Raw genomic sequence first — 18,558 nt, forward strand, 5'->3', positions numbered from 1 at the left:
ACAAATGTGAAGTACTGTCAACGAGCATTATAGTTCCTTTTCTTCGGTCAACAAATATTTTGTTCACCTTCTTTTATCAACTTTATTTTTACTTCCCCTTTTATTTTTTGACCTCTTTGTGTCAACAACTTTCTCACTTCCCTTTACCTTGTCAACTTCCATTCTTCGCATAAGCTTGGGGTAGCGTCCTTTCATTTCTTTTTGAATCGCTAAATAACTGCCTGTCCAGAACCCCGCTAAATCTTTAGTGGTTTGAAGTGGTCGTCCTGCTGGCGACAATAGCTCATAAACAATATTGGTTCTGCCACCCGCCACCGTCAGTGGGGCAGTTTGGCTGTACATCTCTTGCATTCTAACCGCTAACACCACATCACCGTTATCGCGATACTCAAGTGCAGCATCACGCCCTGTGGGTATCGGTAAATGAGTTGGTAATAGTGAAGCAAGGGCGTCTTGCTGCGGCCAACTAAGTGCATTATTTAGCGTATTTTTCCATGGCAACTTTTGTAGTTTCGCCAAAGACTCACATCGACTTAAAGGCTCAATTAATGCCTCTTTTGCATTGTACATTAATGCCGGCAAAGACTGAGGCCACGGGTCTGGTTTATCGAACGCCTGCGGCTGAGGTAAATTCAACGATGCGGCAAGTTTAAGTCTGTTCCACCATTGCCAATCACCTTCCGTTAGTGGCCACTCACTTACTGGAATGTTCTCTAAATATTCAAACCATGCATAAGCAGTCTGTTTTTTCCAAAAGCGATTATCTTGTTGTTTCTCTTGCCCTGATACGGGCTCACTGGCTAAGTCGATGGCATGAAAACCGGCAATCACCCGTGCTTCCATAGCCTTTTTTGCCACGTTGTAACGTACTTGCTTTTTGCTAGTAAACTCATTTGGGAACACGGCACGAAGCAGGGCTTCATTAATTGGCTGGACTAACCTGAACTTCACCGTATTTCCAGTTTGCTGACCATGTAAAACGGCCAACCACTGTTCAGGGGAATGCTGCTCTAATTCGCCCCCCTTGCCACTGGCGAGCTTATATCCACTTTGCTGAGGCTTTCCTTGCATATTTCCTTGCGTGGCCCCTTGCCCTTTCTGATTTCCATTTGCCTTTCCGTTGGCCTTATCAGATGCTTGCCCCCGATAAAACGCCACCCGCTGAGGAAAGGCAATAGCAATACAAAGCGCCAATGCTTCTTCGTCTATGCCGTTAATGTCCAAATCGTTCGCCGTAAGACCAACATATTTTGCATATTTAGATGCTTGCTGATGAAGCTGTTTGCGCGTTTGCCCATCAAGGTTCAACAGCGCATCAATAACATAAATTTGTGTAAACTGTCCGCCTAAGTTTTCGGCCAATGCCACCACAAAAGGCGCAGCACATTTAAGTTTCCTTTGCATTGCAGGCTCTACCCCTTCAACACCTTGCTCGCAGCGTATTAATAAATTCGCCAAATTTGGATGGCAGGGTATGTCGGACAGTTTACGCCCATAAGGGGTTATTATTTGGTTGTCATCAAGTTCTTTTAGGGCATCAATGGCGGTTAAGTTATTACCAGCCACCTTCAGCTGTGCATTAGTTGGCTGGGTTAACATCGCCAACGATGAGGGCGTAGCGCCCCATTGCAAGGCATCGAGCAATAAGGACGACACATCTTCTCGCAATACTTGCGGGGCATTATGCTGCGCCATACGCTCAAAACTACTTTGGCTGCATAACCGGTAGCAATCGCCCGCGCTAACCCGTCCCGCTCGCCCAGCCCGTTGAATAGCCGATGCGCGGGATATACGCTGTTGCATTAACTGGGTAAAACCACTGGAAGGGTTATATTGCGCTTGATTCTCCCACATACTGTCTACCACCACCTTAACCCCTTCAATGGTTAAGCTGGTTTCGGCAATATTGGTGGCGAGAATAATTTTACGTCGCCCTTGTGGATCAGGGTTGATAGCGGCTTGTTGGGCTTCTTTGCTCATCGCCCCAAAAAGTGTGTGCAATGCCACATCATATTTATCTTCCAGCGTAGAAAGTCGTTGTGCCACCCCTCGAATGGCTCCGCTTCCTGGCAAGAAGACCAGTACATCACCTTGGTGTTGAGAAAATGCTCGGGTAGTCATTTCTGCGGTGGCGCTAACCACCTCATGGGCGAGCACATCTTTGCTGTAATGCATAGTAACGGGGAAAGTTCGCCCTTTTGCATCGAGGTTAATGGCAGGCACAGCCCCGTGATTATCCATTAATGCAGTAAGCGGCTCTACATCAAGGGTGGCCGACATAACGACTAGGCGGAGATCTTCTCGCAAGCCAGCTTGTACGTCGAGGGCTAGCGCTAAACCGAAGTCGCTATGAATGCTGCGCTCATGAAATTCATCAAATATAATGGCCGATACCCCAGCAAGTTCAGGGTCAGACTGAATCATTCTGGCGAGTATACCTTCGGTAATGAGTTCAAGACGGGTGTTCTTTCCTACCTTACTTTCACCTTTAATACGGTAACCTACTGTGTCGCCCACTTTTTCATTAAGTATGCCTGCCAGATAATTCGCCAAATTCCGTACGACTACGCGGCGAGGCTGCATCAACAACACTTTACCCTGTGGTATCGCGCTTAATAGAGAAAGTGGTAGCACCGTAGACTTACCTGCACCCGGCGGTGCACCTATGATAAGGTTGTTTTCGCTAATCGCCTTGTTAACCGGTTCAATAAGCTGGGCTGCGGGTAAATGTAATAACAGCTGTAACATAAAGGTTTGCAATACCTAGATAAACTTCTCACACTATTGTACTTGAATTTACCTGTAGCAGAAGTTTTGCATTACGTTAAAACAAGCACGGCTAGACTAAGCACAGCTAAATAGAGACACCTGACGATATGTCCATTTGGGTTTAAACAATTTTTCTATTAACTAGGGCGTGTTGACTTCATTACACGTAGATAGAGGAGTGGGTATGCGTTGTTTCATTGGTTTAGATTTACATTCAACAGAAAAATTAGCCCTTGATAGTTGGCGGCAACAAGCCCTCCCAGAGGTGACAGCCCGCAACATGTTCAACCTTTCTGAGGGCCGAGCCCACAATGAAGGTAGAGGGAACGAAGGCAGGCGGGGCAAGGGTAAAGAGAGCAAAGGTAAAAGACGTGACTCAGGCGCATCCCAACCTTATGCGGTTAACGCAGCCAATTACCATATGACCTTAAGTTTTCTCGGCCACATTACTCACCGACAGCATGAGGCGTTAGTCGCCGAACTAGATACGCTAATACATGCACCATTTTCACTAACCTTAGACACTACTGGTATTTGGAACGGCCCTAAGATTCTCTTTGCCGCACCACAATCACCGCCAGCAGAGCTCATGGCCTTAGCAAAATCTACCCGCAAGGCCGCCAGAGCAGCAGCTATAGAGGTTGATGGTAAAGGGTTTTCGCCCCATGTTACCGTTATTCGAAAAGCCACGGCGGCGCTTCCTGTGCCTTTGTATACACCTCATGTAGAGATGCATGCCTCGGCGTTCCACCTTTTTGAATCTGTCTCTACACCGCAAGGGGTTACATACCCCGTTAGGCAAAGTTGGAATTTAAAGCACAATATGTCAGTGCGTGAGAAGCTACGCCGAGGAATTAATGATGAGTAGTTGGTTAACGATCATTCATCGGGTGATATTATTTATAGCAAAATAGCCTATTTCAGTTAGGCTTTTTAAGCCCAAAAACCTTTACATCACTGGCGTAGCTGGGTAAAAAGGGGGTCTTATTTAGTGAGACCTCAATTCCATGCAACAAACGTTTCGATTAGTAATAGATTGCCCTGACCAAATTGGCTTAGTTGCCAGTGTTTCTCAGTTTTTAGCTAGCCATGGTGCCACCATCGTTGAAGCTAACCATCACACCGATTTACAAACCGGTAGATTCTTTATGCGCCACGAAATTGGTGCCGATTCTATTGGGTTAGATTACGACAGCTTTTTAGCAGAATTTGCGCCTTTGGCGAACGAATTTCAAATGAATTGGAAACTCTCTGATTCGAGTAAGAAGCAGCGCGTTGCCTTACTGGGTAGCGTGGAATCTCACTGTATGGTTGATTTACTGCATCGCTGGCACACCGGTGAGCTTGATTGCGATATTCCGTGCATTATTGGCAACCATCCACAAATGAAGCAATTTGCCGATTGGTATAAAGTGCCGTTTCATTGGGTAGACTTTAAAGCGTTGGGCAAAGAAGCGGCTTTTGCGCAAATCTCAACCTTATTGGAAGAGTATAAAATTGACCTAACAGTGCTTGCCCGCTTCATGCAGATTTTGCCAGATACGCTATGCCAACAACTTCAAGGTAAAGCAATTAACATTCACCATAGTTTCTTACCGAGCTTTGCAGGGGCTAAACCCTACCAACAAGCTTACGATCGCGGTGTTAAGTTAATTGGGGCAACCTGCCATTACGTCACCAAAGACCTAGACGAAGGCCCTATTATTGAGCAAAGCGTTAAGCGTATTAGCCACAGTGATAGCGCGGTTGATATGGTGAGAAAAGGGAAGGACTGTGAAGTAACCGCCCTTGCCCATGGCGTGCGTTATCATTTGGAAGACCGCGTGATTATTCATCGCAATAAAACCGTGGTATTTGCATAAGACACTGTTTTATAAATTCCGCAGCAAGATAAAAAAGCCAGACGAGAGTGACTCGTCTGGCTTTTTTGATTCTGACAAGCATGAACACGTTTACTTTATGACACTGTAACCTACGTACAGGGCTCAATTTCAGCCTTTCGCGCTCACCCTCTTTTGTAGCCTAAATTTGCCCGCTTATCTGGCTTTACAACGACAGCGCAGCAAGTTGCCTACGTAACTTAACGTAATACCACGCATTGGAAATAGCGAATAAGGCTTCGGTAATCGCCAGGCCCCATGTTTGAGTAGCCACGCCGTATACCGTAAAGTTAACCGAGCCAATTATCATACAAGTACGCAGCCCTGCTTCTTTGCAGTGTAACTCACCAAAGCGATATACCATGAAAGTCAGTACTGGCATAAGTTCTAGTAGCCCTGTCTTACCCGTAAGGGTATTTATACTTGCCACCAGTACGGTCATTAAAGCCAAAATAATGTAAGTTGCATACGCGGGTAAAAGCTTTTGAGTGACTACCCGATAGGTGGTACTCATCCCCGCCACCATAATCACTACTACCCCACCCCACGCTTGCTCGAAAGCAAGTAAACTGGCTAGCGCCACACACAACCCTAAATTCAAAAATAAAAGCTTGCGCTCTGTATTGGACCAAAACGATCCAATAGCAAACAATACAGGGATTGTATGAAGCAATAATTCAAACACGCCAATGCTCCTTTATAGATAACAAATGAGTCAAAAAATAACCGTTCTTTAATGGCGCGAAGTGTAGTGATTAGCTAAAAACTTTCAATGGTTTTTTTGGGCTTTTCGATGAATGTCATTTAGGTGCTACGACTCGCATTCTCGTTGGTCTAGCGGGTTATTACGTTAAGAGACATTTAAGTTAGTTTTACAATGGCATAGTATTGAATGTGTGAGATTTTAATTAACGCTTCAATCGTTGGTATTGATCTGCTCTACTAGGGCGGGTTGACCTAACGACAAGAAAAATAAAAGAAATCATAATAAGACAGGAAATAATAATGGGAAAATTTAAAACGTCGCTTACCGCGATGGCGGTAGTGCTTGCACTCGGTGCTTGTTCTGAGCAAAAAGCGCCTCAGACAACGTCTGTAGATACTGCTGAAACCCCCGCAATGCAGGAAAACCAACAGTTCGACAATGTACTCCTTCAAGAATTCAAAGGCCCCTATGGTGGCGTTCCGGCTTTCGATAAAATGAAACTGGAAGATTTGAAACCTGCCCTTGAAAAAGCAATGGAACTCAAACTTAAAGAGATTGATGAAATTGCGAATAACCCCGAGCCACCTACGTTTGAAAACGTAATTGTGGCTATGGAACGTTCAGGTAGCGAGCTTAGCCGCGTATTTCGTTACTACGGCATTTGGAGTGCGAATAAATCAAGTCCTGAATTTCGTGCAATCCAAGTAGAAATGTCACCCAAGTTGTCAGCATTTTCTACCAAAATCACACAAAACGAAAAGTTATTCGAACGTGTTAAAGCGGTTTATGAGTCAGAAGAACTATCGACATTAACCGAAGAAGAACAGCGCATTACTTGGATGACTTATAACGACTTCGCCCGCAATGGCGCGACGTTGGACAGCGAAGCGAAAAAGCGTTATGCCGCCATTAACGAAGAGTTAGCAACCCTCTATACGTCGTTCTCAAATAACGTACTGGCGGATGAAGAGAACTACGTAACCTATATTACTGAAGACCAATTAGGTGGCTTGCCTGAATCTTTCGTAAAAGGCGCTAAATCTGCCGCCCAGAGCCGTGGTGAGCCGGATAAATATGCAATAACAAACACCCGTTCTTCAATGGATCCGTTCCTAACCTACTCTACTAACCGTGAATTACGCGAAAAAGTATGGAACACCTATTACAGCCGTGGCGATAACGCTGATGAGTTCGACAATAACGAAACCATTAAGCGCATTTTAACCTTACGTGATGAGCGCGTTGAATTACTCGGGTATGAAAACTATGCCCAGTGGCGCTTAGAAGACCGTATGGCAAAGAACCCTGAAAACGCCATGGATCTTATGATGAAGGTTTGGCCCGCTGCCATTGCACGTGTTGAACAAGAAGTGGCCGATATGCAAGCCATTGCTGACGCTGAAGGCGCTGATATCACTATTGCCCCGTGGGACTATCGTTTTTATGCCGAGAAAGTTCGCCAAGCCAAGTACGACCTAGACTCAAACGAAGTGAAGCAATACCTGCAGCTAGATAAACTGCGCGATGCTATGTTCTACGTTGCTGGTCGTTTGTTTAATTTCAACTTTACCCCAGTGGAAGAAGGTAAAGTGCCTGTATTCCACGAAGACGTTAAAGTATGGGAAGTGACCGATAAAGATTCCGGTGAACACATTGGTTTATGGTACTTAGATCCGTTTTCTCGCAAAGGTAAACGCTCTGGTGCATGGGCAACAACCTATCGCTCTTCAACAACCTTCGACGGCAAAAAGACGGTGTTGTCTTCTAACAACTCTAACTTCGTAAAAGGGGCTGAAGGCGAACCCACTCTCATTTCATTTGATGATGCAGAAACCTATTTCCACGAATTTGGTCATGCACTGCATTTCTTATCTGCTGATGTGAAATACCCTTCTTCACACTCAGGCGTACGTGATTACACTGAGTTCCAGTCGCAACTATTAGAGCGCTGGTTAACCACCGACGAAGTTATTAATCAATTCTTAGTACACTATCAAACGGGTGAACCTATTCCTGCTGAACTTGTTGCTAAGATTAAGAAGGCATCAACCTTTAATGAAGGCTTCAAAACCACTGAATATATGGCTTCTGCTATCATGGATTTGAAGTACCATACCACTGATCCAGCGACTATTGAGCCCGATACCTTTGAACGTGAAGAGCTGACAAAACTCGGTATGCCCGAAGAGATTGTTATGCGTCACCGCACACCTCACTTTGGTCACGTGTTCTCGGGTGAAGGTTATGCCGCCGCGTATTATGGTTATATGTGGGCAGAAGTGCTGACCGCTGATGCATCAGAAGCCTTTATGGAAGCACCGGGTGGATTTTACGACGAAGAAGTGGGCAATCGCTTAGTGAAGTACCTCTTTTCGGTTCGTAATGCGATGGATCCAGCTGAAGCTTATCGTAAATTCCGTGGCCGCGATGCCAAAGTTGACGCATTAATGCGCGACAGAGGTTTTCCAATCCCCGAAGATAAAAGCAAAGACAAAAGCGAAAATTAATCGTTAAACCTACCTAAACAAGCCGCGAAGTTGAGAAATTCACCTCATTTCGCGGCTTTTTCTTGACCTTTCGGTCAATTTAACTTCAAAATCAATTTATCGGTTTTATACGTCGATAGTATAATACTTCGCGTTTTTCTGCCGATACAAAAACATAATAAAAATAAAGCTAGTGCGAACTACCTCTCCTCGTGTTTCATCACGTGATTAATAACCTGCAACTAAGCAGTAAAGTAGACGCCAACAGTAATAACCCAACGCCCAAGACGTGACTGTGCCTGCAGTGCAGCGTCGTTTTTCAGCAGTCAAAATATGGTCGAAAGTTATGACTTTGAGTATTAAACAAAAATTAATTATTTCACTAATGGTCGCCGTGTTGGCAGCCTCAATCTTGGTAGGCTCAATTAGCCAATGGATAGCCCGAGATTTAGTAAAAGAAAACATGGAACAGCTTCAACTTCCTTCACTGTTGAAGCAAATTGGCAATCAGGTCGATAGAGAAGCCAGTGTGATGCTTTCTGTTGCCCATGGTATTGCATCCAATCCTGACATTTTAGCTTGGTCAGCCGCTGGCGCTGATAGTTCAGGTGAAAAGCGACTTATCGCTTATCTGAACGATATCGTGAATTTCAACGACTTAACCGTAGCCTCTTTCGTCGATAGAAAAACCACTAAGTATTGGAATCAAGACGGTTTTTTACGCGTGCTGAAAAACGATGAATTCGATGGATGGTTCTTTGCTTACCGTGATAGTGGTACGCCAATTTCACTTAGCTTGTATAACGAACCTGGCCAAGGTTATAGATTGTTCGCTAACTTCCAACAAACCGCAGGCCGAGGCATGTCTGGTGTTGCGAAGTCTGTTGACGAGCTATTAGATATTATTAACGCGGTAAAAATTGCTCAAACCGGCTTCGTGTATTTAGTTGATGGCGAGGGCACTATTATTGCCCACCCTGATACTAGCCTTTTAGGAAAATCCAAACTAAGCGCCATTAGTGGCACAAATGCTTCACGGACTTTACTGCAACAACGTGATTTTGCGATGGCAACCAGTGAAGTAAACGCCGATGACGTCCTTTTTGCTAGTACGTATGTAGAAAAATCCGGTTGGTACGTGGTGGCGCAAGTACCCGAGCAAGAGCTTTATGCCTCATTAAATGCAGGCAGTCGTCAGATCATTTTATGGTCTATTGCCATCGCGGGCCTGTTTGCGCTGCTTGGAATTTGGCTGGCATCGTCTCTCACCAAACCTATCGAATCTCTAGCTGATATTTTCCAGCAACTTGATAAAGGACAAGGCGATTTACGTTCAAGAATTGACGTACCAGAACAAAAAGAAACCGCTCGACTGGTTGAAGGCTTCAATAGTTTTATCGATCATCTTCACAGTACTATTGCATCGGTAGCTAAAACTAGCCAAGCCCTTAAAGCCTCAGCTCAAGAAGTGGCCAGCCAATCTCAGCAAAATGAACGTTCTACTCGTAGTCAGCGAGACCAAACCATGCAGGCCGCAACAGCGTTAACTGAAATGGGCAGCACGGTCACTGAAGTCGCACAGTCTGCTACTTATGCTGCGCAAAATGCGAATCGTGCGACTGAAAGCTCGCAAGAAGGTCGCCTATTTACTCAAAAAGCGGTGCACGCAATATCGAACCTTTCTACCCAAGTAGAAAGTGTGTCTGAGGTTATCCAGTCTCTTGATGAGCACACTGCGGCTATCGGCGGCATACTTGATACAATTCGCAGCATTTCAGAGCAAACTAATTTACTTGCGTTGAATGCAGCGATAGAAGCCGCTCGGGCTGGCGATCATGGCAGAGGCTTCTCGGTTGTGGCCGATGAAGTTCGCACACTGGCTCAGCGTGCAGCTGCCGCCACCGATGAGATACAGATCAAGATTGATAAGTTCCAACTCGACTCCAAAACGGCAGTTTCTCAAATGCAAGATAGCAAAGCTCAAACCAAAGACGTGGTTGGCGCTACCGATGATATCGATAAACTTTTGCAGAAAATTGCCGAGGAAATCGTGCTGATTAATGATGTGAATACCCAAGTGGCCACCGCTACAGAGCAACAAGCGACCGTCGTTGAAGATATTAGCCGGAGTATTAATGAGATAAGTTCATCGAGTGATGAAACCCTTAATGCCACACATGTGTTAGTAGGCGTTAGCGAGAAGCTAGACGAACTAGCAAACGAACTGGCTCAAGAGGTTAGTCAGTTTAAGTTATGAGATTAGTTTTATTTCAATACTGCTTGGCTAGAACGCAATAGCGTATTGCAGTTTAACTTGGTTGTCGTGGGCTTTGCTCCACGGCAACTGGATTGTTGCGCTGTCCGACTTCCATGACTCTCTAGAAGCCGCAACCGTGAGCGTGTGTCTTTCTTCCATTAGAGGAACTTCAAAATACACACTAGCCGTCGTACTAGTAGGGAGTTGAATCACTTCGGCAACGGGAATGGAAATTTCATGTTCAGGACGAATTTTGTGGCTTAACCCAACCCGGTAACTTCCTTTATCCCACCAACTCACCACCTCAAATTCATGGCTTTTAACCCGCTGAGCGAGTACCCCATAATCGAGTAAGCCTTTGTTATAGTGAACAATGGCTTCCACATTGAAGCGTTTAGTGAATTGCTGATTGACCACTAACTGATATTGCTTCTGCTTACAGCCTTTAAATCTAATTTTGTTTTTAGATAACGCGATGGAAAAAGTATCATCCAAACTTACATATTCACTCAACCACTGTTCAGCATCTTCTATCGCTGAGGCAGAGACAGATATCGATACCCATGCACTTTGAAGCGCTGTAAGCATCACTATAAGCTGAGAGAATCTACGCATTAAACCGGTTACCTAATATGCAAAAGCAGAGTAGAACCTTATATAACCACGAAGTGTAAAACGTGGGAATTAGCCATTATGCTAACTCCCGTCAAGTGATTAAAATATAGACTAATTTATTTTTGAATGATTTTAACTTCGGTAAGCGATGCCTTGCGATGCCCAGCAGCTTCTTCTGAAAACCAGTAATTGCCGTTGTCATCAACACATACACCCTCTACTTGTTTATAAGCAGGTAACGGCCAGATATTAATAGGAACAAACTGATTATCAACCTGGGCCATGAAAGTATCAAAGTTCCCAAAGGGGTCAGATTTATAGCCCACAATGACGTATAGATTACGAGCGGCATCGTAATCTGCGCCAGTAATAACACCCGGTAAACCTTCGATATGCGCAAACGCGGTTAGTGTCTGGGGCTCTGTAGATTCATTAACTTCATACACTTTAGCCACACCGGTACGCCAGCTTTTCGAGAACAGTATTAACTTTCCGTTGGCATACGTCATGGCCTCTGAATCAAAGTCATGGGCATAAGGCATGTTGCTACTTGGATTGTTGCCTTCATAGGCTACTGTCATTGTGACTATATCGTTAAGGTCATTTTTATTGACCTTATATATAGTAAGACTCTCACGACGGCCCTTGTTGTTGCCAACATCCGCAACATACCAATGCGTTGAACTTGCTGTAACCGCTTCCCAATCGATATTGTCTAACGCCATTCTATCGGTTTTAATCACCTTGCCTTCATAAGATAGATGAAACAATTCCGGTTTGTTTCCAGAGTCGTTCAAACTAACGAGCGTTGAGGCATTACAAAACAGCCCCGACGTTTCTTCCAATACATCAGGAAGCACCGTTAACTTACCTACAGATATTTTTGTCTGAGCTTCAGGGTATGAAGCAGCACAACCAGTAAGTGACGAGAGCGAAAAAAACGTAGCAACTGCTACAGGTAAAAGTGAATGATTAAGCAACGTAGATAGTCCGTTGATAAGGCGCTCTTTGGCGCGTAATTAATGAAGTCTTAAAATACTATGCTTCCCCTTCCACGACAACGTTGAATATAAGCGAATTGATCCCTTATAGGCTAAACTCTGTTTTAATTACATGGCGCTTATACGAAAGTCTCTGTCGGCTTGTAGATAAGTTGCTATATGATGGAACCGCATAACAATATGAGTATGGCTACATACTTACAATTATATAAATAAGGGAACACGCATTGTCAGATCCACTCATGTCTTTGGTTGCCGTTGGCTTATTGTCGATTAGCTGCCAATATCTCGCATACAAAGTTCGTTTACCTGCCATCTTACCGCTTTTAATTGTAGGTATTGTGGTTGGCCCTGTATTTGGCGTGCTTGACGCAGACGCGCTTTTTGGCGACCTTTTGTTCCCAGTTGTATCGCTTTCCGTTGCTATTATTCTGTTTGAAGGTTCCCTTACCCTTAAGTTTGGTGATATTGCTGGTCATGGCAATATGGTGCGTAACCTATGTAGTGTGGGTGTATTGGTTACCTGGGTTATTGCTGCAGTGGCGGCCCATTACAGCCTAGACTTGTCGTGGCAACTCTCTTTTTTATTCGGCGCTATCGTGACGGTAACTGGCCCCACCGTAATAGTGCCCATGCTGCGTACTGTGCGGCCTAAATCTAACTTGGCAAGCATCCTACGATGGGAAGGCATAGTTATCGACCCCATCGGCGCCCTACTGGCTGTACTCGTCTTTGAGTTTATCGTTGCCTCTCAAGGCAATGCTATTTCCCACACGTTTATCACCTTTGGCAAAACCATCGGAATTGGTTTCCTGCTTGGTTTTAGTTCGGGTTATTTGCTAGGGCTTTCTATCCGCAAAGATTGGATCCCGCATTACTTATTAAACACCGCCGTTTTAACGATTATTCTAGGTGTTTTTGCAGCGTCAAATTATGTTGCACATGAATCTGGACTATTGGCCGTTACCATCACCGGCATGGTATTAGCCAACATGAAGAACGTGGAAGTAGAAGACATTTTAGAGTTCAAAGAAACCTTGAGTGTGCTGCTTATCTCAGGCTTGTTCATATTACTTGCTACCCGTCTTAGCCTTCAATCTATTGCGGATGTGGGCTGGGGAGCGCTTATTGTCCTTGGGGCAATCATGTTCATTGCTCGCCCGTTATCGGTAGCAGCGTCGTCTATTGGCACTGGTCTTAAACTTAATGAGCTAGCCTTGCTGAGCTGGATTGCACCTCGCGGTATTGTGGCCGCAGCCGTATCTGCATTGTTTTCTTTAAAGCTTGAAGAAATTGGCTACGAGGGTGCTGGCATTATCGTGCCTATGGTCTTTCTTGTGATTATTGCTACCGTCGTTGTACAAAGCCTTACTTCTCGAAGTGTCGCACAATTACTAAAAGTTAGAGCTCCTGCCCCTACTGCTTACCTTGTGTTCGGTGGCAGTAAGTTTAACCGTATGCTTGCTGATGAAATGATTAAGCAAGAGTTGAGCGTTACCGTTGCTGATACTAACTGGGATGCCATTCGTGAAGCCCGAATGATGGATATTCCTGTGTATTTTGGTAACCCTATGTCAGATCACGCAGCTCGACATCTTGATATTGCCAGTTTTGGTACGGTGTTGATTATGTCACCTTACAAACAGCTTAATCCTCCCATCGCGTATCATTTTGAAAATACGATGGGCAAAGACAAAGTATGGGCACTGACAAGTAACGAACAATCTACCCGTCCAAGTCACCAAGTCAGTGAACAATACGCCAAACGTCTTACCTTATTTGATGAAGGGGTGACTTATGGGTATTTGGCATCAGCGATTGCTCGTAACGCCAGTATTAAAACAACACGGCTGTCTGATGAGTTTACATTCGCGCAATATAATGAAAAATATGGTGATAGAGCCACACCATTAATAGCCATAGATGTTGAAGGAAAAAGCTTCACGTTCGTGAATGGGGACAGCATTCATCCTAAGGCAGGATGGCGAGTAATAAGTTTGATTTTACCTGAAGGTGAAGCAGTGTAAGAAGATGCTTGTGGGTTAAGATGGCACCCTGCCTAAGCAGGGTGCATCTCCCTGGAGAACGCGTAATCCAGTGCTTCTTCATGAGAAGCATAATTGTTTATATTTTACCGTAACTACGCTGTCGGCGTTATAAAAGCAAAGAGTAGACCACTTTGCATTTTCGAAACATTTTCAATAGTTTACGTATTTTTTAATAAAATAGCAGGCTTCCACAGGGGTGCAAAGAAAAACCTTGGTGCAATGCGCGCACAACTTTGGTGAGCTAAAATTAACCAATTGATATTTATAAGTAAGGTTAAGCTACATTACGTTTTATAACCGCTAGCGTTTTATCTAATGCACCACTGTTTTCCTCTAAAACTTTCCGGCCGGCTTTTCCAGCTTCCTCACGTTTCATCGGGGCATTAATCCAAGCTTCACATTGCTGAGCAATTTCTTGTGCATTCGCTATTTTTGTAAGGGCTCCACGCGCTTCCAAATACTCACAAATTACTGGATTGTTATAAGTATGTGGCCCCATCATGATGGGAATAGAAAAGGCGGCTGGCTCTAACGCGTTATGCCCACCGCGATTTGCAATCGAGCCCCCTACAAATGCAAAACTAGCCACGCTATAAGCACTATTCAATTTGCCCATTTCATCGAGCAAGATAACTTTCGTCTCTGGCGATATAGCATCAATGTTACTTGTTCGAACGTATTCAAGTTCGTTTTGCTCTAACAGCTTAGCAACGGTATCAAACCGCTCTGGGTGACGAGGTACTAACAGCAAGCGAAGATTAACTGCGGTTGACGAGCCAAGTATCTTCACGGCATCAATCATGGCTTGCTCTTCAAGATCGTGGGTACTGCCAGCAACTAATATTGGGCCGTCTGTTAGTGAAAGGCCCATGAACCCAATACTTTGATGCGATGTAGACGCAGCTTGGTCAAACTTAATATTATTAGTTTGAGTCATACGTGCTTCAGGCATACCTAGCGCAAGATAATTATTGTAATCACGCTGACCTTGAGTACATATATGAGAAAGTTTGTTTAGCATGGGTTTAAACAGTTTACCTATTTTCATGTAACGCTTAGCTGACCTATCTGTCATACGCGCATTAATCACCATTATCGGTATGTGGCGCTTCCAGCAAGCATGGATAAAGTTAGGCCATAACTCGACTTCGGTAATAAGCACCGCTTTAGGTTTAATGCGCTTTATCATTGCGGCCATCGCCGTATGCAAATCATAGGGCAAGTAAAAATGGTGTACCGTATTACCAAAAATATCCCGCACCCTTGCCGAGCCTGTGGGTGTAGTGGTAGTCACCGTAATCTGGGTATCTGGCTCAGCCTGAATGATGCGCTTTATTAAGCAAGATGCCGCCACCACTTCACCAACCGAAACACAGTGAAACAGGTAACCACCCGTTTTATGAGGTCTCGCAACAAAACCGAATCGCTCAAACCGGCGTTGGTTGTATTCTTTATTTCTTGTCGCACCTCGGCGCATTAGTTGGATAAATGCAAAAGGGATAATGCAAAACAATACACAGGAGTAAAGCCAGCGACACACATCTTCTAGTAATGTAGGTCTGTATTCGGCTTCTTTACCGCCTCTTATCATTAGTAATTCCTATTGTTATTCTTTGGTAGCCTGACTGGCTCACTACACAATAAATGAAATGCGTAGCGCTATGCTAGGTCGTCATCAAACTGACGTTATTATGTGTTTTACTCACCCATTATAACTCGTCTACATGTAAGTTTTATGTGCTCTACTGCAACCCAGCCGAACGTACTTTTAATCAGGCTTAGCGCTATTGGTGACATTGTAATGGCCTCAGGGCTTCCGTCCAGCATTAAAGAGGCTCTTCCTAATGCTCGAGTTACCTGGTTAGTTGAAAAACCGTATGCAGGACTAGTACAACACCACCCTTTCGTTGACGACATTATCGTGTGGCCGAAAAGCGAATGGAAAGCGTTTGGTAAGAAGCGCGCCTATTGGTCTTTGCTCAAATCGGTGTTGGCATTTAGGCGACAACTCCACGATAAAGGTTTTACCCACGCCATTGATGCCCAAGGCTTACTTAAAAGTGCCTTTTTAGCCTATCTCAGTGGTGCAGGTGTCCGAATTGGTTTTAATAGTAAAGAGCAAAGCCAACGTTTCTTAACCGACACAATAGATAAACCAATATCAAACCAAATCAGTAGCGAGTATCGATATTTAGCAAAGCATATGGGAGCGCATTCTTACGAACTACATATTGAAATGGGGGAAGCTGCAACACAAAAGCTTCAGGGCACGCTAGGTGCCCTGTCGGTAAATGGCGATTATATCGTACTTGCCCCTTTTACTACTCGCCCGCAAAAGCACTGGCCAATTAATCATTGGAGGCAACTTATCACGCTTATCCGTCAGCACAGTGATATCTCCATCGTTATTCTAGGCGGCCCATCAGATAGCTGTGATGCAGAGGCACTGACCTTCAATGAAGGTGATGTTTATTCATTAGCGGGGCATGTATCGGTAGCTGAATCAGCCGTGGCGGTGAAGCAGTCTAAAGCTTTTATTGGCGTTGATACTGGCCTAACACACATGGCGGTTACTTTTCTTCGCCCTACAGTTGCGCTTTTTGGGTCTACCTGTCCGTATACATATACTGATAATGCTAACACTCATGTATTATATAAAAAGCTAGTCTGTGCGCCATGTAAGCGTAAACCAACGTGCAATGGTACATTTGACTGTATGGCGTTAATTCGCCCAGAAGAAGTTTTTACCACTGTGAAGGAATACCTGTGAGCTTAAAGATTTTGCATATAGAGTTGGGTAGAAACTTGTATGGCGGCGCTAAACAAGTTGTTTACTTGTTAGATTCACTGAACCGCCAGTTTGATTACGAAAACCACCTAATATGCCCAGAAGATAGTAAAATTGCGTCGCTGTCCCTTTCAGGCTGCCAAACGCATACTATTGCTTATCGCGGAGAAACAGACTTATTTGCCGTGAAACGCATGGTTAACATCGCCCGTAAAATTAATGCCGATGTCATTCATGTACATAGTCGTCGTGGGGCAGATGTTTTCGGCGCCATGGTAGCGAAGATCACGGGTATTCCCGCTATATGCACACGACGAGTAGATAACCCAGAATCACTGTTTGCCACTTATAAATACAGTCAGTTTGCGGCTGTAGCGAGCATTTCTGAGGGTGTGTTTAATGTGGTAAGTCATCACTGTGAAGCAGTGAAACACCAACCGGTTATTCACTCGTCCGTAGATTTTAAAGAGTTTTCGAAGCCTGGTGACAAAGCGTGGCTAAGTGAAACCTTCTCCATTCCTTCAGATCATACCGTTATTGCTAACTTTGCTCAGCTTATATCTCGTAAAGGCCAAGCTGATATTATTTTAGCCATGGAAAAAGTGGTTCAAAATAACCCTAAAGTGAGTTGTTTACTCTTTGGCAAAGGAAATCTTAAAGAAAGCTACGAAGCACTTATCGACCGGCATTTACTTACCGAACACGTTCACCTATGTGGCTTTACCGATGAAGTCAGTAAAATTCTTCCCAGTGTTGATATTGTGGTTCACCCCGCTTATGCAGAGGGTTTAGGCGTTATTCTTCTTCAAGCGGGAGCCTGTAAGCGTGCGGTGGTATCTACACCGGTAGGCGGTATTCCCGAAATTATTGAGCATAATGAAACAGGACTAATGGTAACGCCAGGGAATATCGATGAAATAGCCGATGCGTTGATTACGCTGGTGAATGATAAGCAAACCCGCGAGACCTTGGGCAATCAGTTGTATCAACATGTAAAAGGGCATTTCAGTACTGACGAAATGGCTACCAGTTATAGCGAGCTATACTTGACCGTGACACAGCCATCATAAGTATTGCATTGTTAAATTTTAGACAATAAAAAAGCCGCTCAAGAGCGGCTTTTTCAATCGTAAGAAAAGTTAGCGATTAAACGCCAGCTTTTTCTACAACGCTAACCAATGTCCAATTTTTGCTTTTAGACAATGGACGACATTCACTAATAGTGACTACGTCGCCTTGGTTACATACGTTTTCTTCATCGTGGGCGTGAAGTTTAGTAGAACGTTTGATGAACTTCCCGTAGATAGGGTGTTTTACAAAACGCTCAACAACAACAGTAATGGTTTTATCCATCTTGTTGCTAACCACACGACCTTGCACTGTACGAACTTTTTGTTCAGTCATTACGCATCAGCCTTTTGAGTCAGAATGGTTTTAACACGCGCGATGTTACGACGTACAGTTCTCAATTGATCAGTCTTTTCAAGTTGACCAGTTGAGTGCTGCATGCGCAAGTTGAACTGTTCGCGTAGCAGGTTAATCAACTCTGCGTTCAGCTCTTCTACGCTTTTTTCTTTCAGTTCAGTCGCTTTCATTACATCACCGTCCGAGTTACAAAGGTTGTCTTAAATGGCAGTTTAGCCGCTGCCAATTCAAACGCTTCGCGTGCTAGAGATTCAGGAACACCTTCCATCTCATAAAGAACACGTCCAGGTTGAATTTGGCATACCCAGTACTCAACGTTACCTTTACCTTTACCTTGACGCACTTCAAGAGGCTTCTCAGTAATTGGCTTGTCAGGGAAAACTCGAATCCAAATTTTACCTTGACGCTTAACGTGACGAGTCATAGCACGACGCGCTGCTTCGATTTGGCGAGCGGTCATACGACCACGGCCAACTGCTTTCAGGCCATAAGTACCGAAGCTTACCTTGCTCCCCGCAATGGCAAGACCACGGTTACGACCTTTATGCATTTTACGAAATTTCGTACGCTTTGGTTGTAACAT

General features: G+C 44.4%; 15 protein-coding genes. 7 read left to right on the forward strand and 8 right to left on the reverse strand.

The window, feature by feature from the left end; translation table 11 throughout:
- Window positions 1–63 precede the first annotated feature (63 nt).
- Window positions 64–2,748, reverse strand: a complete 2,685-nt coding sequence (locus AMBT_RS16175; RefSeq protein WP_013785714.1) for an ATP-dependent RNA helicase — start codon at window positions 2,746–2,748, stop codon at window positions 64–66.
- 205 nt (window positions 2,749–2,953) lie between these two features.
- Between AMBT_RS16175 and thpR the strand changes: the two genes are divergently transcribed.
- Both thpR and purU read left to right on the forward strand, forming a co-directional pair.
- Window positions 2,954–3,637 carry an RNA 2',3'-cyclic phosphodiesterase gene (thpR, locus tag AMBT_RS16180; RefSeq protein WP_013785715.1) on the forward strand — a complete coding sequence of 228 codons (684 nt, stop codon included), beginning with the start codon at window positions 2,954–2,956 and terminating at the stop codon, window positions 3,635–3,637.
- Window positions 3,638–3,776: 139 nt separating this feature from the next.
- A complete protein-coding gene (gene purU, locus AMBT_RS16185; protein WP_013785716.1) occupies window positions 3,777–4,631 on the forward strand; it encodes a formyltetrahydrofolate deformylase in 855 nt (284 codons plus the stop codon).
- A 184-nt stretch (window positions 4,632–4,815) separates the two neighbouring features.
- Here the strand turns inward: purU and AMBT_RS16190 are convergent, their stop codons facing one another.
- Window positions 4,816–5,334: a YgjV family protein gene (locus tag AMBT_RS16190; protein WP_013785717.1), complete on the reverse strand. Its 519-nt coding sequence runs from the start codon at window positions 5,332–5,334 to the stop codon at window positions 4,816–4,818.
- A 320-nt stretch (window positions 5,335–5,654) separates the two neighbouring features.
- On the opposite strand from AMBT_RS16190, the gene AMBT_RS16195 reads away from it, so the two are divergent.
- On the forward strand, window positions 5,655–7,862 hold the full coding sequence (locus AMBT_RS16195; protein ID WP_013785718.1) for a M3 family metallopeptidase: 2,208 nt from the start codon (window positions 5,655–5,657) through the stop codon (window positions 7,860–7,862).
- Between the two features lie 325 nt (window positions 7,863–8,187).
- Entirely contained in the window at window positions 8,188–10,098 is a 1,911-nt protein-coding gene (locus tag AMBT_RS16200) for a methyl-accepting chemotaxis protein (protein WP_041453073.1), read from the forward strand.
- A gap of 27 nt (window positions 10,099–10,125) precedes the next feature.
- On the opposite strand, the gene AMBT_RS16205 is transcribed toward AMBT_RS16200, so the two are convergent.
- The gene (locus AMBT_RS16205) at window positions 10,126–10,713 is read right to left on the reverse strand and encodes a hypothetical protein (RefSeq protein WP_013785720.1); all 588 of its coding nucleotides are present in this window, start codon (window positions 10,711–10,713) and stop codon (window positions 10,126–10,128) included.
- 116 nt (window positions 10,714–10,829) lie between these two features.
- Window positions 10,830–11,693, reverse strand: a complete 864-nt coding sequence (locus AMBT_RS16210; RefSeq protein WP_013785721.1) for a YjiK family protein — start codon at window positions 11,691–11,693, stop codon at window positions 10,830–10,832.
- A gap of 248 nt (window positions 11,694–11,941) precedes the next feature.
- Between AMBT_RS16210 and AMBT_RS16215 the strand changes: the two genes are divergently transcribed.
- Window positions 11,942–13,741, forward strand: a complete 1,800-nt coding sequence (locus tag AMBT_RS16215; RefSeq protein WP_041452598.1) for a cation:proton antiporter — start codon at window positions 11,942–11,944, stop codon at window positions 13,739–13,741.
- A 295-nt stretch (window positions 13,742–14,036) separates the two neighbouring features.
- Here the strand turns inward: AMBT_RS16215 and AMBT_RS16220 are convergent, their stop codons facing one another.
- A complete protein-coding gene (locus AMBT_RS16220; protein WP_013785723.1) occupies window positions 14,037–15,353 on the reverse strand; it encodes a 3-deoxy-D-manno-octulosonic acid transferase in 1,317 nt (438 codons plus the stop codon).
- 144 nt (window positions 15,354–15,497) lie between these two features.
- On the opposite strand from AMBT_RS16220, the gene AMBT_RS16225 reads away from it, so the two are divergent.
- Complete coding sequence (locus AMBT_RS16225) at window positions 15,498–16,532, forward strand: glycosyltransferase family 9 protein (protein ID WP_013785724.1); 1,035 nt, start codon at window positions 15,498–15,500, stop codon at window positions 16,530–16,532.
- On the forward strand, window positions 16,529–17,620 hold the full coding sequence (locus AMBT_RS16230) for a glycosyltransferase family 4 protein (protein WP_013785725.1): 1,092 nt from the start codon (window positions 16,529–16,531) through the stop codon (window positions 17,618–17,620). Before AMBT_RS16225 ends, AMBT_RS16230 begins: the two co-directional genes overlap by 4 nt.
- Before the next feature lie 76 nt (window positions 17,621–17,696).
- Here AMBT_RS16230 and rpsQ read toward each other — a convergent pair whose 3' ends face one another.
- The 3 genes from rpsQ to rplP are packed head-to-tail and all read right to left on the reverse strand — an operon-like array spanning window position 17,697 to window position 18,558.
- A complete protein-coding gene (gene rpsQ / locus AMBT_RS16235) occupies window positions 17,697–17,954 on the reverse strand; it encodes a 30S ribosomal protein S17 (RefSeq protein WP_013785726.1) in 258 nt (85 codons plus the stop codon).
- Window positions 17,954–18,145 carry a 50S ribosomal protein L29 gene (rpmC, locus tag AMBT_RS16240; RefSeq protein WP_013785727.1) on the reverse strand — a complete coding sequence of 64 codons (192 nt, stop codon included), beginning with the start codon at window positions 18,143–18,145 and terminating at the stop codon, window positions 17,954–17,956. The genes rpsQ and rpmC overlap by 1 nt, the downstream gene beginning before the upstream one ends.
- On the reverse strand, window positions 18,145–18,558 hold the full coding sequence (gene rplP / locus AMBT_RS16245) for a 50S ribosomal protein L16 (protein WP_013785728.1): 414 nt from the start codon (window positions 18,556–18,558) through the stop codon (window positions 18,145–18,147). Before rplP ends, rpmC begins: the two co-directional genes overlap by 1 nt.

Origin of the sequence: Alteromonas naphthalenivorans, from assembly GCF_000213655.1 — a bacterium.
Classification (GTDB): Bacteria; Pseudomonadota; Gammaproteobacteria; order Enterobacterales; family Alteromonadaceae; genus Alteromonas; species Alteromonas naphthalenivorans.